Consider the following 23276-nt stretch of genomic DNA (forward strand, 5'->3'; position numbering starts at 1 on the left):
GTACAATCAGCTTCGCAAAAATATTACATTAAATAAACGCTCAGATGTTTACTGAGCGTTTTTACTTGTTATTTTATATGATCAATTGACTTTCAAAATATTGATAATGGTTTAACATTTCTCTCCTCATTAACTCAGTTTAGCGTATAGCTTTATGCTCTTTAATGACTCTTAATGAAAGTAGATGATTATCTTCAGGCCCTTGAACAGGTAAACCTGCCTCTAGGTTTTTTATTACGTAATTTAGGTTATCCTTTGTTATTATTTCCCCAGGAATGAAAATTGGAATTCCTGGAGGATATACCATAATAAATTCAGCGCTAATTCTTCCAGCAGACTCCTCAAAAGGAACAATTTCAGTTTCTGCATAAAAAGCATCTCGAGGAGATAGAGCTAATAATGGTATATCGGGTAACAACACCGTAGTTGGATTTGTTGATTTTGCTTGATGGTAATATTCATCTGCTAAATGGCGTAATGCTCGCAACAATATTTCTGTATCATCTTCAGTATCCCCAGGAGTGATAATACACAAAATGTTGTATAGGTCAGATAATTCAACCTCGATATTGTAATGTTTTCTTAGCCAAACTTCGACGTCATGTCCAGTAATTCCTAAATTTTTAACAGAAATAATTAATTTGGTAGGGTCATAGTCAAATGTCGCTTTTGTACCTACAATTTCATGTCCGACACAATATAAATGATTAATCTCATTAATAGACGCCCTTGTTTTTTCTGCAAGTGCGATGGATTTTTCTATTAATTCATGTCCTTTAGTAGCCAACTGTTTCCTAGCAACATCCAAAGAAGCTAGCAATAAATAAGATGTTGACGTAGTTGTAAGCATGCTTAAAATAGCTTGAACACGATTCACTGAAACGAGCCCTGATTTTATATTCAGTATAGAACTTTGAGTCATTGATCCACCAAGCTTATGAACACTTGTTGCTGCCATATCTGCTCCAGCTTGCATTGCGGATAAAGGTAACTTTTCATGAAAATGAATATGTACTCCATGAGCTTCATCAACTAATACTGGAACTTTGTGTTCATGAGCCACCTCAACAATACGTTGTAAATCTGCAGCCACTCCAAAATAAGTGGGATTAATTACAAAGACACCTTTTGCATCAGGGTGCTGTTCCAATGCTTTTGACACAGCATCTACGGTAATACCGTGAGAGATACCTAAATTCTTATCAATTTCAGGGTGTATAAAAATGGGTATGGCTCCTGAAAACACAATTGCTGACATAACTGATTTATGAACATTACGTGGCACGATGATTTTGTCTCCTGGTCCACATACCGACATGATCATAGCCATAATTGCTCCACTAGTACCTTGAACAGAGAAAAATGTGTAATCTGCGTGAAAAGCTTCAGCAGCCAATTGTTGAGCCTGCTTGATCATGCCATTTGGCTGATGCAAGTCGTCAAGTGGTTCAATATTAATTAAGTCAATCGAAAACGCATTATCACCTATAAATGAGCGAAACTCTGGTTCAATACCTTTTCCTTTTTTGTGTCCTGGAATATGGAATTGATGAGGATTTTTTTGTGAATGATCTACTAAACCAGTAAATAATGGTGTTTTATTTTGGGACAACTTTCTATGGCACCTCTTTTAATAAGCTGCTTTCGCGTGGGGTGTTGTTTTTCTTACTAATATATAAACATGTACAACTACAGGTTGTGGCACTCTTTACATCTTTATAGACTTTTACGAATTGAGTTGTTCTGATATATAGAGAAAGATTAGCAACAAGTTCTACGAAAAGAGCCTTTAATAATAAGTTATTAGTTTTTACATAAAACACAAGAATTATATCACTTTATGAAAGGGTTGCATAGTACTATCAGTCATTAGAAAGTTAAAGGTTTTTGTTAACCATCTAAACAAATAATTTAATGTTAACTATCTTGTTTTAGTACTGGTTAAGTTTACATACATTGTTATTTTTTTTGATAGGACACAAAGGCATAAAAAACGCTTAGGCTTGTTTGGAATTAAGTAGGCTGTTTTCACATCAATTGTTGCTTTTCGTAATAGCAACTCAACAATAAAATTATTAACGTTCGTGGCATCTATTCTTCTGTGCAACGATGACTAACAATGAAAAGCCACTTTTTCTGGTGCTAATTTGCTAACAACACAAGAAAGTTATACGAAAAAAGCCTTAGCAAAAGAACATTTACTATTTAATAAGGTCATTTTTTTAATATAATATTATTGCGTAGTTGTGCTATGTTAAAGGATTTTGCCCTACGAAAAGCGAAATAATTATAGTACAGGGATTTATAGGAGGTGTTCATTTGAATTGGGATACAAAGATAACAAAACTATTAGGAATTAAATATCCCATTATTCAAGGGGGGTTAGCTTATTTAGCTTACGCTGACTTAGCAGCTGCTGTAAGTAATGCTGGTGGGTTAGGCCAGATTACAGCGATGTCATTACAAACTCCTGAAGAGTTAAAGAAAGAGATAGATAAGGTTAGAGAACGAACAGATAAACCATTCGGAGTTAATTTTGCCATTGGTCAACACGGAAGAAGTTATTCACATATGCTTGATGTGGCAATTAACGAAAAAGTACCTGTTATTTCTATGACTGGTGGAAATCCAACGCCAATATTTGAACAACTAAAAGGTGTAGATGTCAAAAAACTTGTTCTTGTCGCAGCTCGAAGGCAGGCAATTAAAGCGGAGCAATTAGGTGCAGATGCCGTTATGGTAGTTGGACAAGAGGGTGGAGGGCATTTAGGGAAAAATGATACAGGAACGATCGTTTTAATTCCACAAGTAGTTAACGCTGTGTCTATACCAGTTATTGCCTCAGGTGGAATAGGTGATGGTAGGGGGTTAATGGCTGCGCTTAGTTTAGGTGCAGAGGGAATAGAGATGGGTACAAGATTTATTGCTACACAAGAATGTATTCATGCTAATCAAGTATATAAGCAGGCTCTCATAGAAGGAACAGAGGATGGGACAACTGTAATAAAACGATCCATAGGGGCGCCAGCACGAGCTATTTCAAACAATTGGACGAAAAAAATTGTTGAGCTTGAGGGCGCAAATGGTGGCTATGATCAATTAAAGGATTTTATAAGTGGTTCTGCAAATAAACGTTATATCTATGAAGGGAACATCGATGAAGGTTTTGCATGGGCTGGTCAAGTGATGGGTCTAATAAACGATTCTCCTCCTGTAAGTGAACTTTTTGATCGTATTATTAATGAGGCAGAACAAATTCGACAAACATGGGGAAACTAATATAGGCTAACATGATTAACATTAAGGGGGAATACCATTGGATTATCAATATCCAATATCGTATGATTGGAACACGAATGAAATTGTTGACGTAGTAAGGTTTTTCGAGACAATCGAACATGCCTATGAAAAAGGCATTGAAAAAGAAAAACTTATGGCAGCGTATCGAGTATTTAAAAAAATTGTACCGAGTAAAGCTGAAGAAAAGAAATTATGTAAAGAATTTGAAGAAATTAGTGGGTACTCCTCATACCATACCGTAAAAAAGGCAAAAGAAGCTATTACTAATGATGCCTTTATTAAAATGTAAGGCTCATATTGTTAATATTTTTATTAATTAGTACATTTGGGTAAGTTATAAAAAATTATCATCTTCTATGTAAATATTGCCTGGCCCTATAAATATTTTGCTATGGGGCCAAGCATCAACAGATGTGCTTGGCAAAAAGCCGAAGCTAAAAGTTCTCAAGCACACTTCAAACTCTTATTATATCTTCATTATTTTGAAAGAACGGTGGAAGATGACGTTGCTAATTTATACAACGGCATAAGCGTTTTAAAAGTGGTGTCAATGGTGTTAAGTAACTGTTTCCCATTTATATTTATCACATCATCTTTGTCAATATGAACTCCGCATAATATTTCTGCCTTTTTGATCGTTTGTAGCCTGTTAAACATATGTAGTATTTGCTCATCAGTTAAATTTTCTTGAGCTGTGGCAGTAGGTTTTGTATGATCTGTTGACCAAACAAAGCTGTTTGGAATTTGTTTTTTAAGCTCATGATATTGTTCTGCAAGTGTTTTTCCTAAGTTCTCCTTATATGGGTACTCATAGATAACTGCAAATATGATAAATAAATGGCTCCCCCACAGGCCAACTTGGAAGTGTGGTAGCATTTTATATCCTCTGGCATTACTTGAAAAGGCTACCCAAGTATCATTAGGTGGGTTTTTAGTTCGACGAGCATGTTTGGCCACATGAAAAAACATCTCATTCCCAGTTAGCGTTGTAAGAGAAGGGACAAAATGGGTGCCGATAAATTCAAATTTTGGTCTAATTAATTGCTTTATGGCTGTCATTCGATCATCTAATTCAGGAATCATAAAAGTCTCAAATTCATCTGCTGAAAAGCCTTGAAAATTCATAATTACACTCCTTACAAAATATCTTCATTCAAGAATTTATAACAAATCTTATTTTACCATAAATCATGTATACAAATTCTATCTAACATAATAGGTCTACACACATTTTTGTTCCATAGACATCTAGATCAACATAAAGATATAACAACAAATTCAAATACAATCATTCTGAAGTGAGTACTAACAGTATAAACCGAGGGGGTGCATTTACTTGAAACAAGTAATGAAATCTTTGAAGCGTAGTGATAATGAACAGCGATTAGCGGTTTTACGGTTGGAATTAGATTATGAGTTGTTGACACTTTATGAAGCCATTGTGGAAAAAAATGTACCTGAAAAAAATGAGTGTTTAAAGCGTTTAGAACAAATACGAGAAGAATTAGTGTCATTAGGATGGTATAAATAAATGCTCTTTTGTTAAATTTAGTGTAAATTGTTTGACCAAATAAGTAGGATATTAAACGGCTTTCCTTGTTTTATAGAAGAAAAGGGGCTATGTTTACACGCTTTAGCCGAGTTAATTCTTAGATGGAGTAACTACAATCATGTAAAAAACATCCATAGAAAAACACCAATTAGTATAACTGTTGGTGTTTTTCTTGTACAGTTTAAGTAAGGCTTGAATGAAGCTGGTGTTTTCTGTATGCTGAATGGTAAAAGTTATACTAATGAAATAGGGAGGCCGCTCTTAATGAGTAACAATTGGGATGAGATAGATCAAAGCGCGAAGAAGTGGATCAAAGAAGCTGGTACTGTTATACGCAATTCGTTTACGAAACAAGTAGGTATACATACAAAATCAAATCCTAATGATTTAGTGACTGATATTGATCGAGAAATAGAGCAATTTTTTATAAAAAAAATAAACAACAAATACGCTACTCATTATGTGTTAGGTGAAGAAGGATTTGGTAATGAAGTTAAAACATTGAATGGTACTGTTTGGATTATTGATCCAATAGACGGGACGATTAATTTCGTGCATCAGCAAAGAAATTTTTGTATCTCAATAGGCATTTATGAAAATGGTGTAGGTATGATCGGTCTTATTTATGATGTTGTTAGTGATGAGCTTTTTCATGCAAGAAAAGGTCATGGTGCATATTTAAATAACATCTTGTTATCACCGTTGAAAGACACGCCAATCCATGAAGCAATCATTGGAATCAATGCTACTTGGGTAACAGAAAACTGGCGCATCGATCATGCTATTCTATCTCCCATCGTAAAAGACGCAAGAGGAACGCGTTCTTATGGCTCTGCCGCGCTAGAAATGGCGTATGTTGCTGCTGGAAGGTTAGATGGATACATTACAATGAGGTTGTCACCTTGGGACTTCGCTGCAGGTATTGTAATATTAAATGAGGTAGGTGGAGTTGTAACAACTGTAAAAGGAGAAGAAATTTCATTTCTAGAAGAAAATAGTATATTTGCAAGTAGTAGCAATTTACATAACAGAATGTTGCAAAAGTATAAACTGAATGAGGGTTAAATCTACCCTTCGTGTACGAGGCCTGTTCCAATGGTCTTATTAATACGTTGTTAAATTCTTGATATTAGTTTGACGACGTTGTTAATTCACATATTCAATCATATAGCCTCATTTCCATTCCACCCGTTTTGATACTAGTCGTATGGGTGGAATGGATTTACTTCCAGTTTGTTTAAAGTTTGTCAAAACCGATAGTAGGAGCTTAAGCCTTCCGTTATAACCTTCCTTGCTCACGCATTTTCTTCTTTGTCACAAACCCGAATCCCATTGCTAAAACAAAACTAATACTCGCTGTAATAATACCAATAAGATTTTGTTCAGCAATAAATATTCCGACAGACATGATGCAAATAGTTGCGAGAATAGCGAATAATAACATAGTGAGGTTGAGTTTTTTCATATTTGTTAAAAAACCCCCAATAAAAAGTCTCAAATTGAGCTTAATTAATACTTACACCTTTAGTGTACAGAAAAATATCCATCTTTTCTACTATGAATGTGATATAATAGCCTAGTTGGTTTTTTGTCAAGGTAAAATATGAACATCAAATTTAGGAGTTGAAGACGTTGACTATTCGTCAAGATATACGAAATATAGCGATTATTGCCCATGTTGATCATGGAAAAACGACGCTCGTTGATAAATTATTACAACAAGCAGGTACTTTTCGAGTAAATGAACAAGTTGAAGATCGTGCCATGGATTCAAATGATTTGGAGCGCGAGCGTGGTATAACTATTTTAGCAAAAAATACTGCGATTAATTATAATAATTGTCGAATAAATATATTAGATACACCTGGTCACGCTGATTTTGGTGGAGAAGTTGAACGTATTATGAAAATGGTTGACGGTGTGTTACTTGTTGTAGATGCCTACGAAGGGTGTATGCCACAGACTCGATTCGTTTTGAAAAAAGCACTTGAGCAGAATTTAACACCAATTGTTGTAGTTAATAAAATAGATAGAGATTTCGCACGACCTGAAGAGGTTGTTGACGAAGTGATTGATTTATTCATTGAGCTTGGAGCAAATGAAGAACAGCTTGATTTTCCAGTGGTATATGCTTCAGCGATAAATGGAACTGCAAGTACAAACCCTGAAAAACAAGATGAGGATATGAAGGCGTTATTCGAAGGAATTCTTAAATATATTCCTGCCCCAATTGATAATAGTGATGAACCACTTCAATTTCAAGTGGCATTATTAGACTATAATGACTATGTAGGACGTATAGGTATCGGTAGAGTATTTAGAGGTACTATGAAAGTTGGTCAACAAGTATCTCTTATGAAACTCGATGGATCTGTGAAGCAGTTTCGTGTGACAAAGATGTTCGGTTTCTCGGGGTTGAAGCGCATTGAGATTAATGAAGCAAAAGCTGGAGACCTTGTTGCAGTGTCTGGAATGGAGGACATAAATGTAGGTGAAACAGTTTGTCCATTTGATCATGAAGAAGCGTTACCGGTGTTACGAATTGATGAGCCGACATTACAGATGACATTTCTTGTGAACAATAGCCCTTTTGCAGGAAGAGAAGGTAAGTTTGTAACAGCTAGGAAAATAGAAGAACGATTGCTTGCTGAGTTGCAAACAGATGTAAGTCTCCGTGTAGAAAATACTGAATCACCAGATGCATGGATTATATCTGGTAGAGGTGAGCTGCACTTATCAATTTTAATTGAAAATATGCGTCGTGAAGGATATGAAATACAAGTGTCGAAACCTGAAGTTATCGTAAGGGAAATCGATGGTGTAAGATGCGAACCAGTAGAGCGTGTTCAAATCGATGTCCCAGATGAACATACTGGATCGATTATCGAGTCAATTGGCGCTCGTAAAGGTGAAATGCTCGATATGATTAATAATGGAAATGGTCAAGTAAGGTTGGTTTTCATGGTACCAGCTCGTGGTTTAATAGGTTATACTACTGAATTTCTTTCTCTTACTAGAGGATTTGGGATTCTTAACCATTCCTTTGATAGCTATCAACCAATGCAGCAAGGACAAGTTGGTGGAAGACGACAAGGTGTTCTCGTTTCAATGGAAAAAGGCAAAGCGTCATCATATGGTATAATGGGGGTAGAAGATCGCGGCACAATCTTCGTAGAGCCAGGTACAGAAGTATATGAAGGTATGATTGTTGGTGAGCATAACCGTGAGAATGATCTAGTTGTGAATATATGTAAACAAAAACAGATGACTAACGTACGTTCAGCAACAAAGGATCAAACAACAACGATGAAAAAACCACGTATTATGTCACTTGAACAATCTTTAGAGTATTTAAATGATGATGAGTATTGTGAAATCACACCTGAATCTATTCGTTTGCGTAAAAAACTTTTAAATAAAAATGAGCGAGAGAAAATAGCGAAGAAAAAGAAATATGCTGAAATGAACAGCTAAATAGTAAACATGTTATTCGTTTTCAATATAGTATGAAATTGGTCTTGTGGCTGGTATAATTGCATTATAAATTGTATCAGTCACTTGGCTTATGTTATGCAATTTTATCGTATGGCTTAATTCCTTGACCCACTAAGTAATTGCCTCCTTAGTCTAATGGAAAACGTATGTTTAAACTAAGTGATTCTATTCTTGTGGGAGAAGAGGCGATATTGCTTTCTTAATGTAAGGAGGGATTTGAAATGGAAATTGATGTTTCTTCAAGGCTGTCATTTTTTGCCTCATTATATCAAGTAGATGACAATCCAGAATTGGGCATGTGGCTATTATACATAACGATTTTTGCATTAAGTATTGTTGTATATAAGCTGGGCTTTGCTAAAAAACTACCTTTGTTAAAAAATATTGTGATTTATGCTTTTTTAGCATTAGGTTGTACAGTGTTAACTTTTTTCGGGGCATTTTTACCAATGGCTGAAGGGTTGTTTTTTGCAGCGGTTATTTTAATTATATATAAAATTAGATTAAATCAAGCAAAAAAGCACAAAGCAAATACTAATTCCTAGGATGTGCAAACATGAAATCGTTACAAGATGCCTTGTATAATTGGTTAAGTATTAAAGTCGTTGCAGATTCGAGAAAAAATGATTCTGCTGCTCAAGATACATACGCACTTTTTACAAGTATATTAGTGGATGAACATGGACTATCAAATATTTCTGTTACTAAAGATGAAGTCATGTACTATATAAGTTACTCACAAAATGGAAGTGATTTCAAAAATCGATTTCCTATAGAGTTAATTCACGTCATGATAGATCAAATTGAACTAGAACCTGAAAAGTATATTAATTATCCTAATGAATAAAGAAAAGGTGGCTCATTACTTATGAGTCACCTTTTCTGTATGTAGAGCGGGATGCTGCTCCTTTTGTATAGCAAAGGATGATCAGTTTTAGTTCATTTCACTCTTTATTGAGTTGACTCCCTGTTCAGTTCAACTTTTTCAAGCTTTTTTGTCTACCACTCGTCCTCTGTTTTTTTGTCACGGTATAGATGAAAATTCCCAGTAGCAAGCCTCATGTTTGTTTTTTCTTCTATACGAACATAACAAGCATCACACATATATGTATGAATTGGTCTGTTTCTAAGGCGTTTTGCCTGCATTGAATCATCATCAATTGTATTTATCTGGTCACAAAGGACACATTTCACTTTCATTAAAGCACCTCATTAAATAATAATAATTTATTATAGTTTTATCTTACCACAAAAAAAGGTAAGATTATTGTATATATAACTTTGGAGGTGTTTTATGGCAAATCAAGTTGAACTAAAGCTAATTGAGCCTTTGTTTATGGCATTACAGAAGGAACGTTTCGTGACTATCGCCACAGTAGATCATGAAAGTGGAGGTCCTATTGTAAGCGCTATTTCATGGGTTTTTGCCCCAGATGAAAAACGCATTTATTTTGCGGTAGATAATAGGTCAAGAATGTTGGAAAATATGAGCCAAAATTCACTCGTTGTTATGAATGTCATTGCCAATGAATCAACGTATGCTATTTCAGGGCATGCTTCTGTAAAGGAAAATAAAATAGAAGGTATACCACTAAAGCTTGCACGAGTAGAGATTCAAATTTCTGAAGTTCGAGATGTTATGTTTTATGGTTCAAAAATTACAAAGGAACCTAAGTATGAAAAAACCTATGATGAAAAAGCAGCTGCAAAACTAGATAAACAAGTAATGGATGCTTTGAAAAAGTAGGATTAATTATATATGGCCTTTTGAGTTGGACACGATTTAGCTAACTCAACAGTAGAGTGGACGGTAGGTAAGCATTGTAGACAGGGGACAGGGAACACTCGACCGCCCCCTGCCTTTTTACATAATATGATTAGTTTTGTTGCTCTTCAGATTCCTCAATTTGTTCCTTTTCCAGCTCCTGTTTGTCTTTGTCGTTAAGTTCTCTATTTGGTTTTTTTGTTGGATCTATTTTTCTGTTTGTTTCGATAAGGTCGTTGGGAACTTCAGGCATGACTCTATTAACGATTGCAGCTAGTTCATCCATAATTCCTTTAATAGGGTGACCATTCCTTATATCTGCTGCCATTTGTTTTAACCTAACGTTCGTATCTGGATCTGCAATTACAATGGCATTTGCACCGTAAGGGTCTTTTTTTAAGCTTTCAGCGACTGAGTACTTAATCGTACTAACTTTGGACCTATCTAATTGTGAATTGACATCGATTCCTACAACAGCGAATTCACCTAATACAACAGCTGTTGCATCATTAACATTAGGTATGCTACTAGCTAAATCCACTAAATGTTTAGCCGCTTCCTGCCCATTTTTTATTTCCTTCGTTTCGTTTGTTGTATTTTTAACATTTATCATTTCAGGTGAATTCTGATTATCATTTGTTTGTTGATTTATGGTACAGCCTATTAATGTGAATAATGCGATAACAATAGTTATGAGTAGTTTGTTTGTCATCGTTATCACTCCTTAGATTTTGAATTTGAATAGCTTATATATTCTTTGTGATAAACAATTTGATTTTATTGTTTATTTAACCTTCTATCTTTATACGTCCAGACATATATTTTATCAAGCCGTCTAATAGTTTAACACGATATTGAAGGTACTCTTTGAACACATACGATAAGAGGTTCTGATGTATCTGATAGAACTGAATTATATCCATACAGGGAGGCGGAGGGTTGGATAAGATCTACGTGTTAGATACAAATGTTTTACTTCAAGACCCACATTCAATTTTTTCATTTGGAAATAATGAAGTTGTCATCCCAGCAGTTGTTTTAGAAGAAGTTGATTCAAAAAAACGCTATATGGATGAAGTTGGGAGAAATGCAAGACAAGTATCTAAGTTAGTGGATAGCTTTCGATTAAGTGGGAAACTACATGAAAAGATTTTATTAGAGAATGGTGGTGTTCTTAGAATTGAATTGAATCACCGTTCTTTTCAGCAACTACAAGATATTTTTGTCGAAAAAACAAATGATAATCGCATATTGGCAGTTGCCAAAAATTTATCAATTGAGGAACAAAACAAAGAAAATGGCAGGTTAGTCATCCTAGTTAGTAAAGATGCTTTAGTTAGAGTAAAAGCGGATGTGTTGGGGTTAAATGCGGAAGACTTTTTAAGTGATAGAGTAGTTGATATCGGTCATATTTACTCAGGCTTTACTGATTTATTTGCAAGCACCGAGGATTTTCAACAGTTTTATAATAAAGGTGATCTAACATTAGCTGAATATAGTAGTAATCAATTCTACCCAAACCAATTTATTATTATGAAGGACTCATCTGGTGGATCAGCATCTGCAGTTGGGATGATTAATGAGAAAGAGCAAAAAATTAGCAAAATGGTATTTTTACAAGAACATGTCTGGGGGATTAAGCCTCGTAATGTTCAGCAGATGATGGCTTTAGAATTATTGCTAAGAGAAGATATATCACTCGTTACATTAATTGGAAAAGCGGGGACAGGTAAGACGTTACTTACGTTAGCAGCGGGACTTTTACAAACAGAGGATTTATGTATATATAAAAAATTATTAGTTGCAAGACCAATTGTACCTGTTGGCAAAGATATTGGTTTTCTACCTGGGGAAAAACAAGAGAAACTGCGACCGTGGATGCAGCCCATATATGATAATTTAGAATACTTATTTAATACAAAGAAACCTGGTGAATTAGATGCGATTCTTGCAGGGTTAGGATCAATTGAAGTGGAAGCACTAACTTATATACGTGGAAGAAGTATACCAGAACAGTTCATCATTATTGATGAAGCTCAAAATTTAACGAAGCATGAAATTAAAACAATTTTAACAAGAGTAGGAGAAGGAAGTAAGATTGTACTTATGGGCGATCCTGAGCAAATAGATCATCCTTATTTGGATGAATACAATAATGGCTTAACTTATGTCGTAGAAAAGTTTAAAAATGAAAGAATTGCAGGGCATGTGAAACTTATAAAAGGAGAACGTTCAAAAATAGCGCAATTAGCAGCTGATATATTATGAAGGAGCACCATCTATTTAAGATGGTGCTCCAATTGTTTATAGCAATCATTTAGCCACTTTTTCTTTTGCTCTACGTGCATTTTTTCATGCTAGCTTGTTGATGATATATATGATTATCATCGTTACACAACAGCAAGAATGCTACGGACCCAATGTAAGACCTTGTGCTTCTCAATAAATGTCGGAAACAGTTTTATTTAACAATAAACTTTCTTATATGTGTGATCGGCTTTTCCTCGTTAGACCCATCAGCAAAATATATATGTATTGGTCCATTATCTTTTAAAGGCTCTCCGTTGTTGGAAAAAGCTAAAATAGCATCTTCAGCTTGTGAGAGTGAGATTGTAATTGTTTCTGTGTGAGTAACTATATTCAATGATGTAGCATTTTGTAGCGGCTCAGCATTTTCTAAAAAATGTTTTAGTAAAATACCGAATGAACCAGTTAAAACTTTTTCCTTGTCAAATTTTTTTTCCGTTTGTAATGTAGGTGGTGAAATTGCCCCTTCGCGGATTTCACGTTCCCATTGTTTTGAGACATTTGTTACATTACTTTCTGACTTATCTGCCTCTTTATTTGAAGTAAAGAATGATTTTAAATCTATTCGTCTGTCATCAAATATCCATACTGCGGGATCAAGTGTGATGTTAAATGCTACATTGCCTTCTATCATTACAATTGATGTCACTAGAATCAACCTTTCTACTTATTTCATTAGCAAAAGTATAGCGTGTTTTTAAATAATTGTCATCAGTACATCATGAATCGTTCAGACCTGGACAAGATAAAGATACACTAACAGTGAGAAACTAAGGAGAGATAGTATGGCTTGTAAATCCGCTAGTGAATTAGAGCGAACTGTTAATGCAGCTAGAGAATGTATACAGTATGGAAATGTTGCAGCATACATACCTGCGTTAGCTAAAGCTAATAAAGAAGATTTAGCTATAGCTCTATATTATCCTGATGGTACGTGCAATTCTGCTGGAGATGTGAATAAAAGGTTTACATTGCAAAGTATATCAAAGGTTATTAGTTTAGCTTTAGCCTTAATGGAGCATGGAGAAAACTATGTTTTTTCTAAAGTGGGGATGGAGCCAACTGGTGATCCCTTTCATTCAATTGCTAAGCTAGAAACAACAGTTCCTTCCAAGCCTTTAAATCCAATGATTAATGCAGGTGCTTTAGCCGTAACTAACATGATTAGTGGTAGCACAGCAAGTGAACAAATTAATAATTTTATATCATTTGTCCGTAAGCTTACAGGTGATGATCATATCTCCTTTTCATCTGAGGTTGCAGATTCAGAGTTTCATACAGCATATCTTAATCGGTCTTTAGGTTACTATATGAAAGAACATGGGATCATTAATGGAGATATTGAACAGTTATTGGATGTATACACTAAACAATGTGCAATAAATATTAATTGTACTGAATTAGCGAAAATAGCATTAGTTTTTGCGTTTGATGGCACCAATCCATGCACCGGAGAGAGAATCATTCCTGCACGCATAGCGAGAATATGTAAAACTTTTATGGTTACTTGTGGAATGTATAATGCATCTGGAGAGTTTGCAATCAAAATAGGCTTACCTGCGAAGAGTGGGGTTTCTGGAGGAATTCTTGCAGTATTACCGAATAAATTTGGAATTGGTATCTATGGACCATCTTTAGATGATAAAGGTAATAGCATTGCTGGACTAAAGATGCTAGAAATACTTTCCTCAACATTCAAGTTAAGTATATTTTAGTATTGAATAATCGCTTTTTTCTTGCTTTTTTCCTTTTTTCACGGTAATATTTATAGATAGGATTGGGGTAGTCGCTCGTGAACGGAGGGATTAATTTTGACGGCTGAAATTGCAACAAATGAACGTGAAAAAGCATACAGTCTCTTAAAAGCTGATGCTGCAAAAATATTGAAGTTAATAAAAGTTCAAATGGATAACTTAACGATGCCGCAGTGTCCATTATATGAAGAAGTACTAGATACGCAAATGTTTGGGTTATCTAGAGAAATAGATTTTGCAGTAAGATTAAGGCTTATAGAAGAACAACAGGGTAAAGAGTTGCTGGATCAATTAGAGAAGGAGCTTTCTTCCCTACACGAAGCATCGACGAAAAAATAATATGCATTAACTCAAACTATAATGATGGTTTGAGTTTTTTTGTAAACACTACATATCTTAGAATATTCAGTTTTTAACAAAACGTCAAAGGTTTTTCGTAGTTTAATGGAGAATAATAATTATAAAAGATTTTGTATTAATATGTAGTTAGGAAGAGGATATATGATAAAAAAAATGTTCAAATCATATGATTATTCAATTGTAGTTGCTGTGTTGCTATTGAGTGTCTTTGGATTATTGATGATATATAGTTCCAGTACTGTTATATCGGTAACAAGGTATGATGAATATACCGGTGGGCAAAGTGACTTTTTTTTTCAGCAACAAAAGAAATGGCTAATAATTGGCTTAATAGCATTTCTATCCACCATGATCTTTCCATATAAAGCCTATGCATCAAAAAAGATTCTTCAAGGTATTGTGTTAGGTATTATTGCCTTGTTAATATTTGTATTCTTTTTGGGTCACACAGCTGGTAATGCCCAAAGTTGGATAAAGCTAGGTATTATTCGATTACAACCATCAGAGTTTGCTAAGATGGCTGTCATTATATATCTAGCTGCAGCATATTCAAAAAAGCAATCATACATAAATCAATTTGATAGGGCAGTGTTGCCACCCATAATTTTTGTGGGATTTATTTGTATTTTGGTTGTTCTTCAGCCTGATATTGGGACAGCTACTATAATTGCTATGATTGCGACCACAATAATTATGTCATCTGGTATGGGGATAAAAAATTTAATTAAACTAGGTATGTTAGCTCTAGCGGGCTTAATTTTAATTACACCTATATTCGTTATTTTCTCGAATCAGATTTTCACAGAAAAAAGGCTGGGGCGACTTTATGGTTATTTAGATCCGTTTGCAAATGAGGATATAGTTGGTGGTGGCTACCAGCTAGTTAATTCGTACATAGCTATAGGGTCCGGAGGTTTAAATGGTTTAGGCCTTGGAGAAAGTATTCAGAAGTTTGGTTATTTACCTGAATCTCATACAGACTTTATTATGGCTATTATCGCAGAAGAGTTAGGAATGTTTGGAGTTACCTTTGTGTTATTTTTATTATTGTTTATTATCCTAAAGGGATTTCTTATTGCTCGAAAAAGCAACGATCCGTTTGGCAGTTTACTTGCTATTGGCATTTCGTCAATGATAGGTATTCAAACCTTCATTAACTTAGGCGGGGTAACTGGCTTAATTCCGATTACAGGTGTTCCACTACCTTTTATTAGTTACGGTGGGTCATCATTTTTATTATTAATGATTTCAATGGGAATTCTAGTTAATATATCGATGTTTGTTAATCGTCAATTGGAAAAATCAAAAGAAATGAATGAGCAACCAATTAAGCACCAACAAACTTTCCGAAAACCAATTTCATATTAAGTCCATCGTATGTCACAATATGTGCTAACACTGTTGCACTATTTTTTCATAACTTATTATACTTACACAGTCAAGGGGGAAAACAATGAAAACAAATCGTCGCATCAAGAAACTACTAGTAGCAAATCGTGGAGAAATTGCGATCCGTGTATTTAGAGCTTGTACAGAACTAAACATTCGTACTGTAGCCATTTATTCAAAGGAAGATACTGGATCATTTCATCGATATAAAGCAGATGAAGCTTATCTTGTAGGTGAAGGAAAAAAACCAATTGACGCATATCTGGATATAGAAAACATTATTGAAATTGCAAAAACTAACAATATTGACGCAATTCACCCTGGATATGGATTTTTGTCTGAGAATATTAATTTTGCTAGGCGATGTGAGGAAGAAGGGATTATATTTGTCGGGCCTCAATCGAAGCACTTAGATATGTTTGGAGACAAGGTAAAAGCAAGAGAGCAAGCTGTTTTAGCTGATATTCCTGTTATCCCAGGTAGTGATGGTCCAGTTAATAGTGTTGAAGATGTGGAGTTATTTGGTGAAACCCATGGTTATCCAATTATCATTAAGGCTTCTTTAGGTGGTGGTGGACGTGGGATGAGAATTGTTCGCAGTGAAGCAGGAGTCAAAGAATCTTACGACCGTGCGAAATCTGAAGCGAAGGCTGCTTTTGGTAATGATGAAGTATACGTAGAAAAACTGATAGAACTTCCAAAGCATATTGAAGTACAAATACTAGGGGATCATGAGGGTAATATTGTTCATTTGTTCGAACGGGATTGTTCTGTACAGCGTCGCCATCAAAAGGTTGTAGAAATTGCACCTAGTATTAGTTTGTCAGAAAAGCTAAGAGATGATATTTGTCAGGCCGCTGTAAAACTAATGAAGAATGTTGATTATATAAATGCTGGTACAGTTGAATTTCTAGTGTCGGGAGGAGAGTTCTATTTTATTGAAGTCAATCCTAGAGTGCAGGTTGAACATACAATAACTGAGATGATAACAGGTATTGATATTGTCCAATCGCAAATTCTTATAGCTGGGGGACAAGGGCTTCATAGTGATAAAGTAGGGATTCCTAGTCAAGAGCAAATTATTACTCATGGCTTTGCAATCCAATCTCGTGTTACAACGGAAGATCCATTAAATAACTTCATGCCAGATACAGGTAAGATTATGGCATATCGATCTGGCGGAGGATTTGGAGTGCGCCTAGATGCGGGTAATGGATTTCAAGGGGCGGTTATTACACCCCATTACGATTCACTCTTAGTCAAGCTATCAACGTGGGCTTTAACTTTTGAACAAGCTGCTGCAAAAATGGTTCGAAATTTAAGAGAATTTCGAATACGTGGTATAAAAACAAATATACCATTTTTAGAAAACGTAGTTAAACACCAAAAATTCCTGACAGGTGAATATGACACTTCATTTATAGATACGTCACCAGAATTATTTGTATTTCCGAAGCGAAAAGATAGAGGAACTAAAATGCTTTCATATATTGGCACGGTGACTGTCAATGGTTTCCCAGGAGTAGAAAAAAGAAAGAAGCCAGTATTTGATAAACCTCTAATTCCTAAATTAAAGAACTCAGAACCAATGCCATCAGGTACAAAGCAAATTCTTAATGATTTTGGTGCTGACGGACTTGTTCATTGGATTCAAGAGCAAAAGCAAGTGTTACTCACAGATACCACTTTCCGTGATGCTCATCAATCTTTATTAGCAACAAGATTCCGTACAAATGATTTAAAGCAAGTTGCTGAACCAACGGCTCGCTTAATTCCTGATTTATTTTCAATGGAGATGTGGGGAGGAGCGACATTTGATGTGGCGTATCGGTTCTTGAAAGAAGATCCGTGGGAACGTTTATTAACATTAAGAGAAAAAGTACCGAATGTACTATTTCAGATGCTACTCCGAGCATCAAATGCAGTTGGTTACAAAAATTATCCAGATAATGTAATACGTGAATTCGTAGAGAAGTCATCTCATGCAGGAATTGATGTTTTTAGAATATTTGATAGTCTAAACTGGGTAGAAGGAATGAGGCTTGCGATTGACTCAGTTCGTCAAAACGGCAAGATCGCCGAAGCAGCAATTTGCTATACAGGTGATATTACTGATCCAACTCGTACAAAGTATGATTTAACATATTATAAAAACCTTGCTAAAGAGTTAGAGCAATCAGGTGCACATATATTAGGCATTAAAGATATGGCAGGATTGTTAAAACCTCAGGCAGCCTATGAACTAATTTCATCCCTGAAAGAAACAATTGATATTCCTATCCATTTACATACGCATGATACGAGTGGTAATGGAATTTTGATGTATTCAAAAGCAATAGATGCTGGGGTTGACATTGTAGATGTAGCTATGGGCTCAATGGCAGGATTAACGAGTCAACCTAGTGCAAGTACGCTATATTATGCATTAGAAGGATCTGACAGAATGCCAACAGCAGACATCAATGGTTTAGAACAGTTGTCTCAATATTGGGAAGGTGTCCGAAATTATTACCAAGATTTTGAAAGTGGGATGAAAGCTCCACATTCAGAAGTATATGTTCATGAAATGCCAGGTGGTCAATATAGTAATTTACAACAACAAGCTAAAGCTGTGGGACTTGGAGAAAGATGGGAAGAAGTCAAACGTATGTATCGAAGAGTAAATGATATGTTTGGTGATATTGTTAAAGTTACCCCATCTTCTAAAGTTGTTGGTGATATGGCGCTGTATATGGTGCAAAATAACTTATCTGAAGAAGATGTATATGAACGAGGAGAAACGTTAGATTTCCCTGATTCTGTAGTTGAGTTGTTTTCTGGGTCATTAGGTCAGCCTTATGGTGGATTTCCGAAAGAATTACAACGCTTAATTCTAAAAGGACGTGAACCAATAACTGATAGACCGGGTGAACATATTGAGTCAGTTGATTTTTTTGCGATAAAAGAACAGCTATTCCATACATTAAATAGGCAAGTAACTGATTTTGACGCCATCGCATATGCATTATATCCAAAAGTGTTTATGGATTACATTAAAACAGGAGAACAGTTTGGCAATGTCTCAAAACTAGATACTCCAACATTTTTATACGGTATGCGCCTTGGCGAAGAAATTGAGGTAGAGATAGAACAAGGTAAAACTTTAATTGTCAAATTAGTTTCCATCGGACAGCCACAAGCTGACGGAACTCGTATCGTTTATTTCGAGTTAAATGGTCAACCACGTGAGGTAATTATCAAAGATGAAAATGTAAAATCTACGGTTGCTACTAAATCAAAAATGGATAAAAACAATCCGAATCACCTCGGAGCCTCTATGCCTGGTACTGTTTTAAAAGTGTTAGTTGAAAAAGGGGAGAAAGTCAATAAAGGTGACCATTTATTGATCACTGAAGCTATGAAGATGGAAACAACTGTACAAGCACCGTTTGCTGGTACAGTAACGGCTATACATGTATCATCTGGTGAAGCAATTCAAACAGAAGATTTATTAATTGAACTATCACAATAGCTATGTAACATTAATAAAACAAAAGGGTCTGACTTTACGCTATCATAGTGCATATAAGACTTCTCCTAGTCTTATATGCAGAAATGTAGGTGTTTAGTCAGACCTTTTTTAAACTCTAATAAATATTTAATCTTTTACTTGTAGCTTCTCATTCCTGGTACTTCTAGATGCTAATAAAACTAAATAACTTAATACACCGAATAAACATGAGATAAATAATGCATGTAATAATGCAACTATCAAATTTAATTTACTAAATATGATGATGGCACCAGTGATAACTTGTAATATTACGAGTGTGCAAGCGATAACCCATCCCCATGTAATAACTCGTTGGTGTTTATGATGTTTTAATGCCCTCATTGTAATAAAGATAATCCAAATGAAGATTATTCCTGCTGCAAACCTGTGGCCCATTTGTATCCATTCATGGCTCGTCGTAGGCAACCCCCAGGCATTATTATTATTGCACAATGGCCAATCTTTACAGACTAGGCTTGCGCTTTTATGTCGGACTAATGCTCCAGAATATACTACTAAATAACTATAAATCGTTACTGCATATATATGCCATTTCATTTTAGATGCGATGACTATTTTTTCAGCATCAAACTTTTTATCAACTTCAAAGATGAGCAATGTTAACAATAGAACCGAAGCAAAAGAAATTAATGATATACCGAAGTGTAAGGCTAATACAAATGATGATTGTCCCCACATGACAGCAGCTGCACCAATTAAAGCTTGCATTAATAAGAATACAAATGAAATAATAGCTAAAGGCTTCGTTTCTCTTATATGCCCAATCGTTCTCCATGACCAAATAGAGAGGATTAGAACCATTATTCCTACTGTGCCTGAGACGACACGATGACTTAATTCGATGACTTTTTCAGGTGAAATATTACTAGGGATTACTTCGCCTTCACATAAAGGCCATGATTTTCCGCACCCCATACCTGAATCTGTTTTTGTTACAAGGGCACCTCCTATTAATATAAAGAGCATACCGATGGTCGTTAAGACCGCAAATAATTTTAATCTTTTGTTCACTATATCACCTTCATATGTAAGAAATGAAATAACAGTCACTTAAGCAAATAACCAAACTTTATGATAGCGAAAATACGTATAAATAGCAAAGGAAAAATGCATAGTAATATTTCTGACATGTGGGATGTATAATAATGAAAATAGTCAAATTATATATTAAAAAAGTTTTTGCTCATATCCTTTCATGAAAAGAGTGTTTGATCTTGTTGTATCAGAGGAAAGGTAATTGTTAATGAAATAGGGACATATAAAGTTTGTTAAACCCTACACACATAGTGTTTATAATAGCTTTTATGTAAATAATATGGATAAAATAACACAAATTTGTGAACGAATTACTAATTTTTTTGGCTTGAATTATAATGGACAAAAAAAAAACAAAATTTATTCAAAAAAAATTCACAAAACCATCTCGAAATGTGATTTAATATACAGTGATACTATTTGGCTGACTCAAAGTTGAGCATAAACAGTTAATAAATTCACACTACGTATTTAAATCTGTTCTAAGTAATACTACATAACAGTTAAAATGCTTTGATTTTACTAGAATTGAGCATCATATTATTATACTGAAGTGAAAAGTAATACTATTAGAAATTAACCGAAGGGGGGAATTTGAATGTCTAATACGAGGACGCTGGACGAAACAAATATGTTGGAGCAAAGCACTCAACATCATTTACACGAGACAAGCGTTTGGAAGGACTTTCTTGCTCTAATTAAAATAGGGATTGTTAATTCTAATTTAATTACGACATTTACCGGATTATGGCTCGCCATGTATTTTTCAGGTGTAGGTTTTTTCGAAAATATAGATGTTGTTCTTTTAACTTTAATTGGATCAGCACTAATTATTGCAGGTTCTTGTAGTCTAAATAATTATATTGACCGAGATATAGATCATTTAATGGATAGAACGAAACAAAGACCTACTGTGACGGGTAAAGTTCAACCATCACAAGTGTTAGCTTTAGGTCTGTTGTTGACAGTAATTGGCACAGGGATATTAGCGTTTACAACAATAACTGCTGCTGTTATTGGGTTAATCGGTATTATCTCATACGTTATTTTATATACGATGTGGTCAAAAAGACTTTATACTTTAAATACAGTAATTGGAAGTATTTCTGGAGCAGTACCGCCATTAATCGGCTGGGCTGCAATAGATGCTAATTTACATAGTGTTGCTTGGATTTTATTTATTATCATGTTTGTATGGCAACCGCCACATTTTCTGGCGCTTGCAATGAAACGTGTGGAAGAGTATAGAGCCGCAGGAATTCCAATGCTCCCTGTTGTTCATGGATTTGCAATCACCAAGCGACAAATGGTTGTTTGGGTTGCATGTCTATTGCCATTACCATTTTATTTATTTGCATTAGGAATCCCGTTTTTAATTTTAGCTACTGTTCTCAATATAGGATGGTTGGTTTTAGGGTTAGCAGGTTTTAAAATGCAAGATGATGTGAAATGGGCACGCTTAATGTTTGTATACTCACTTAACTATTTGACCATTCTGTTTGTAGCAATGGTTGTCGTGACAATTATATAACTTTTAAAGTTCATATATAGTTGTCTTCTTAATTGTAGAAGTTCTTTCTCTAATAACATATATCTGTTAGAAGGAATTTATTTTATTATCTTTTAGAAACAATAAATGAAAGAGGGGTATGAAGAAGCTATGAAAAAGTGGCTACCTAATTGGCGCTTGATTTCTTTAATATCAGTCATAGCGTTATTTTTATCAGGCTGTGGAAAACCATTTTTATCCACACTACAGCCAGCGGGAGAAGTAGCAGAAATGCAGTATGACCTAATGATTTTGTCAGCAGTAATAATGGTCCTAGTTATTGTTGTTGTCACAGTTATTTTCATTTTTGTCTTATTGCGTTTCAAAGAACGTAAAGGGGAAGAAAACAAAATTCCTAAGCAAGTAGAAGGAAGTCATAAACTAGAAGTAATCTGGACTGTTATCCCGATTATTTTATTGTTAATTTTAGCTGTCCCAGTTGTTAAAGCGACATTTGAACTAGCTGACGTGACTCCAATGCTAGAGGAAACACGCGATGAAAGTGCTGTAGTAGTTAATGTAACTGCTAATTTATATTGGTGGGAATTTGAGTATCCAGATTATGGCATTATCACAAGTCAAGATTTAATCGTTCCAACAGATGAGCGGGTATATTTTAATTTAATCGCTTCAGATGTTAAACATTCATTTTGGGTACCTGCTGTTGGGGGGAAAATGGATACAAACACGGATAACACAAACCAATTTTTCTTAGAGTTTGATTCTGCAAAAACAGAAGAAGCTGGCGGCGTTTTCTGGGGTGAATGTGCTGAATTATGCGGACCGTCCCATGCGAAAATGGACTTCAAAGTGAAGCCGTTATCAAGGGATGATTTCGATAATTGGGTAAGTAAAATGCAAAATGCTACTACACCTGTGGCTTCAACTGATTTAGCAGTCCAAGGTGAGGAAATATTTAATAACAGCTGTCTTGCATGTCATGCAGTTTCACCAGAAGATACAAGACCTTTTGGAGCTCGTATCGCACCTAACTTGGCTACGTTCGGTGAACGTGAAACAATTGCAGGTGTCATAGATCATAATGAAGAAAATTTAAGAGCTTGGTTAGAGGATCCAGAACAATTCAAACCAGGAAATAAAATGTCTGGTACATATGGGGATTTACAACCTAATGATATTGATGCTTTAGTCGAATATTTAATGGGACTGAAAGTAGAGTAAATACTAGGGGATTGATCTTTATATATTAAAGGGAG

22 protein-coding genes are annotated in these 23276 nt (G+C 35.0%); 15 read left to right on the plus strand and 7 right to left on the minus strand.

Going from position 1 to position 23276, the window contains the following annotated elements; genetic code table 11:
* Positions 1 to 139: 139 nt before the first annotated feature.
* Positions 140 to 1612, minus strand: a complete 1473-nt coding sequence (locus SLH52_RS06975; protein WP_320208553.1) for an aminotransferase class I/II-fold pyridoxal phosphate-dependent enzyme — start codon at positions 1610 to 1612, stop codon at positions 140 to 142.
* 707 nt (positions 1613 to 2319) lie between these two features.
* Here SLH52_RS06975 and SLH52_RS06980 point away from each other — a divergent pair.
* Both SLH52_RS06980 and SLH52_RS06985 read left to right on the plus strand, forming a co-directional pair.
* Complete coding sequence (locus SLH52_RS06980; RefSeq protein WP_320208554.1) at positions 2320 to 3279, plus strand: nitronate monooxygenase family protein; 960 nt, start codon at positions 2320 to 2322, stop codon at positions 3277 to 3279.
* Between the two features lie 37 nt (positions 3280 to 3316).
* A complete protein-coding gene (locus tag SLH52_RS06985) occupies positions 3317 to 3589 on the plus strand; it encodes a UPF0223 family protein (protein WP_320208555.1) in 273 nt (90 codons plus the stop codon).
* A 188-nt stretch (positions 3590 to 3777) separates the two neighbouring features.
* Here the strand turns inward: SLH52_RS06985 and SLH52_RS06990 are convergent, their stop codons facing one another.
* Entirely contained in the window at positions 3778 to 4425 is a 648-nt protein-coding gene (locus SLH52_RS06990; protein WP_320208556.1) for a DUF1054 domain-containing protein, read from the minus strand.
* Positions 4426 to 4636: 211 nt separating this feature from the next.
* On the opposite strand from SLH52_RS06990, the gene SLH52_RS06995 reads away from it, so the two are divergent.
* Positions 4637 to 4831, plus strand: coding sequence for a hypothetical protein (locus tag SLH52_RS06995; protein ID WP_320208557.1), 195 nt, complete (start codon positions 4637 to 4639; stop codon positions 4829 to 4831).
* Between the two features lie 285 nt (positions 4832 to 5116).
* The gene (locus SLH52_RS07000) at positions 5117 to 5917 is read left to right on the plus strand and encodes an inositol monophosphatase family protein (protein WP_320208558.1); all 801 of its coding nucleotides are present in this window, start codon (positions 5117 to 5119) and stop codon (positions 5915 to 5917) included.
* Positions 5918 to 6131: 214 nt separating this feature from the next.
* Here the strand turns inward: SLH52_RS07000 and SLH52_RS07005 are convergent, their stop codons facing one another.
* Complete coding sequence (locus SLH52_RS07005) at positions 6132 to 6317, minus strand: YlaF family protein (RefSeq protein WP_320208559.1); 186 nt, start codon at positions 6315 to 6317, stop codon at positions 6132 to 6134.
* Between the two features lie 167 nt (positions 6318 to 6484).
* On the opposite strand from SLH52_RS07005, the gene typA reads away from it, so the two are divergent.
* The 3 genes from typA to SLH52_RS07020 all read left to right on the plus strand — a co-directional run bounded on the left by typA (position 6485) and on the right by SLH52_RS07020 (position 9194).
* Positions 6485 to 8326 carry a translational GTPase TypA gene (gene typA / locus SLH52_RS07010; RefSeq protein WP_320208560.1) on the plus strand — a complete coding sequence of 614 codons (1842 nt, stop codon included), beginning with the start codon at positions 6485 to 6487 and terminating at the stop codon, positions 8324 to 8326.
* Between the two features lie 248 nt (positions 8327 to 8574).
* Positions 8575 to 8892: a YlaH-like family protein gene (locus tag SLH52_RS07015; RefSeq protein ID WP_214483278.1), complete on the plus strand. Its 318-nt coding sequence runs from the start codon at positions 8575 to 8577 to the stop codon at positions 8890 to 8892.
* Between the two features lie 11 nt (positions 8893 to 8903).
* On the plus strand, positions 8904 to 9194 hold the full coding sequence (locus SLH52_RS07020) for a hypothetical protein (protein WP_320208561.1): 291 nt from the start codon (positions 8904 to 8906) through the stop codon (positions 9192 to 9194).
* 152 nt (positions 9195 to 9346) lie between these two features.
* Here the strand turns inward: SLH52_RS07020 and SLH52_RS07025 are convergent, their stop codons facing one another.
* Positions 9347 to 9547: a YlaI family protein gene (locus SLH52_RS07025; RefSeq protein WP_320208562.1), complete on the minus strand. Its 201-nt coding sequence runs from the start codon at positions 9545 to 9547 to the stop codon at positions 9347 to 9349.
* Between the two features lie 94 nt (positions 9548 to 9641).
* Between SLH52_RS07025 and SLH52_RS07030 the strand changes: the two genes are divergently transcribed.
* Positions 9642 to 10094, plus strand: coding sequence for a pyridoxamine 5'-phosphate oxidase family protein (locus tag SLH52_RS07030; protein ID WP_320208563.1), 453 nt, complete (start codon positions 9642 to 9644; stop codon positions 10092 to 10094).
* A 130-nt stretch (positions 10095 to 10224) separates the two neighbouring features.
* On the opposite strand, the gene SLH52_RS07035 is transcribed toward SLH52_RS07030, so the two are convergent.
* A complete protein-coding gene (locus SLH52_RS07035) occupies positions 10225 to 10824 on the minus strand; it encodes a YhcN/YlaJ family sporulation lipoprotein (protein WP_320208564.1) in 600 nt (199 codons plus the stop codon).
* 227 nt (positions 10825 to 11051) lie between these two features.
* On the opposite strand from SLH52_RS07035, the gene SLH52_RS07040 reads away from it, so the two are divergent.
* The gene (locus SLH52_RS07040) at positions 11052 to 12380 is read left to right on the plus strand and encodes a PhoH family protein (RefSeq protein ID WP_320208565.1); all 1329 of its coding nucleotides are present in this window, start codon (positions 11052 to 11054) and stop codon (positions 12378 to 12380) included.
* 193 nt (positions 12381 to 12573) lie between these two features.
* Here the strand turns inward: SLH52_RS07040 and SLH52_RS07045 are convergent, their stop codons facing one another.
* Entirely contained in the window at positions 12574 to 13053 is a 480-nt protein-coding gene (locus SLH52_RS07045; protein ID WP_413785502.1) for a peptidyl-prolyl cis-trans isomerase, read from the minus strand.
* Positions 13054 to 13204: 151 nt separating this feature from the next.
* Here SLH52_RS07045 and glsA point away from each other — a divergent pair, with 151 nt between their 5' ends.
* The 4 genes from glsA to pyc all read left to right on the plus strand — a co-directional run bounded on the left by glsA (position 13205) and on the right by pyc (position 19433).
* Positions 13205 to 14134: a glutaminase A gene (gene glsA / locus SLH52_RS07050; protein ID WP_320208567.1), complete on the plus strand. Its 930-nt coding sequence runs from the start codon at positions 13205 to 13207 to the stop codon at positions 14132 to 14134.
* Positions 14135 to 14230: 96 nt separating this feature from the next.
* On the plus strand, positions 14231 to 14512 hold the full coding sequence (locus SLH52_RS07055; protein WP_320208568.1) for a YlaN family protein: 282 nt from the start codon (positions 14231 to 14233) through the stop codon (positions 14510 to 14512).
* A gap of 162 nt (positions 14513 to 14674) precedes the next feature.
* The gene (locus SLH52_RS07060) at positions 14675 to 15901 is read left to right on the plus strand and encodes an FtsW/RodA/SpoVE family cell cycle protein (RefSeq protein WP_320208569.1); all 1227 of its coding nucleotides are present in this window, start codon (positions 14675 to 14677) and stop codon (positions 15899 to 15901) included.
* Between the two features lie 85 nt (positions 15902 to 15986).
* Positions 15987 to 19433, plus strand: coding sequence for a pyruvate carboxylase (pyc, locus tag SLH52_RS07065; RefSeq protein ID WP_320208570.1), 3447 nt, complete (start codon positions 15987 to 15989; stop codon positions 19431 to 19433).
* 126 nt (positions 19434 to 19559) lie between these two features.
* Here the strand turns inward: pyc and SLH52_RS07070 are convergent, their stop codons facing one another.
* Entirely contained in the window at positions 19560 to 20486 is a 927-nt protein-coding gene (locus SLH52_RS07070) for a heme A synthase (RefSeq protein ID WP_320208571.1), read from the minus strand.
* 655 nt (positions 20487 to 21141) lie between these two features.
* Between SLH52_RS07070 and cyoE the strand changes: the two genes are divergently transcribed.
* On the plus strand, positions 21142 to 22041 hold the full coding sequence (gene cyoE / locus SLH52_RS07075; RefSeq protein WP_320208792.1) for a heme o synthase: 900 nt from the start codon (positions 21142 to 21144) through the stop codon (positions 22039 to 22041).
* Positions 22042 to 22170: 129 nt separating this feature from the next.
* Positions 22171 to 23241, plus strand: coding sequence for a cytochrome c oxidase subunit II (coxB, locus tag SLH52_RS07080; protein ID WP_320208572.1), 1071 nt, complete (start codon positions 22171 to 22173; stop codon positions 23239 to 23241).
* Positions 23242 to 23276: the final 35 nt, after the last annotated feature.

Origin of the sequence: Cytobacillus sp. IB215665, from assembly GCF_033963835.1 — a bacterium.
Lineage (GTDB): Bacteria > Bacillota > Bacilli > Bacillales > SM2101 > Nanhaiella.

What these genes read in the sequence shown, in the direction of transcription:
- SLH52_RS07000 (WP_320208558.1), top strand. Translation starts at nt 5,117, where the DNA reads ATGAGTAACAATTGGGATGAGATAGATCAAAGCGCGAAGAAGTGGATC.
- SLH52_RS07030 (WP_320208563.1), top strand. Translation starts at nt 9,642, where the DNA reads ATGGCAAATCAAGTTGAACTAAAGCTAATTGAGCCTTTGTTTATGGCA.
- pyc (WP_320208570.1), top strand. Translation starts at nt 15,987, where the DNA reads ATGAAAACAAATCGTCGCATCAAGAAACTACTAGTAGCAAATCGTGGA.
- SLH52_RS07045 (WP_413785502.1), bottom strand. Translation starts at nt 13,053, where the DNA reads ATGATAGAAGGCAATGTAGCATTTAACATCACACTTGATCCCGCAGTA.
- SLH52_RS07005 (WP_320208559.1), bottom strand. Translation starts at nt 6,317, where the DNA reads ATGAAAAAACTCAACCTCACTATGTTATTATTCGCTATTCTCGCAACT.
- coxB (WP_320208572.1), top strand. Translation starts at nt 22,171, where the DNA reads ATGAAAAAGTGGCTACCTAATTGGCGCTTGATTTCTTTAATATCAGTC.
- SLH52_RS07020 (WP_320208561.1), top strand. Translation starts at nt 8,904, where the DNA reads ATGAAATCGTTACAAGATGCCTTGTATAATTGGTTAAGTATTAAAGTC.
- SLH52_RS07060 (WP_320208569.1), top strand. Translation starts at nt 14,675, where the DNA reads ATGATAAAAAAAATGTTCAAATCATATGATTATTCAATTGTAGTTGCT.
- SLH52_RS07035 (WP_320208564.1), bottom strand. Translation starts at nt 10,824, where the DNA reads ATGACAAACAAACTACTCATAACTATTGTTATCGCATTATTCACATTA.
- SLH52_RS07025 (WP_320208562.1), bottom strand. Translation starts at nt 9,547, where the DNA reads ATGAAAGTGAAATGTGTCCTTTGTGACCAGATAAATACAATTGATGAT.
- SLH52_RS06990 (WP_320208556.1), bottom strand. Translation starts at nt 4,425, where the DNA reads ATGAATTTTCAAGGCTTTTCAGCAGATGAATTTGAGACTTTTATGATT.
- cyoE (WP_320208792.1), top strand. Translation starts at nt 21,142, where the DNA reads ATGTTGGAGCAAAGCACTCAACATCATTTACACGAGACAAGCGTTTGG.
- glsA (WP_320208567.1), top strand. Translation starts at nt 13,205, where the DNA reads ATGGCTTGTAAATCCGCTAGTGAATTAGAGCGAACTGTTAATGCAGCT.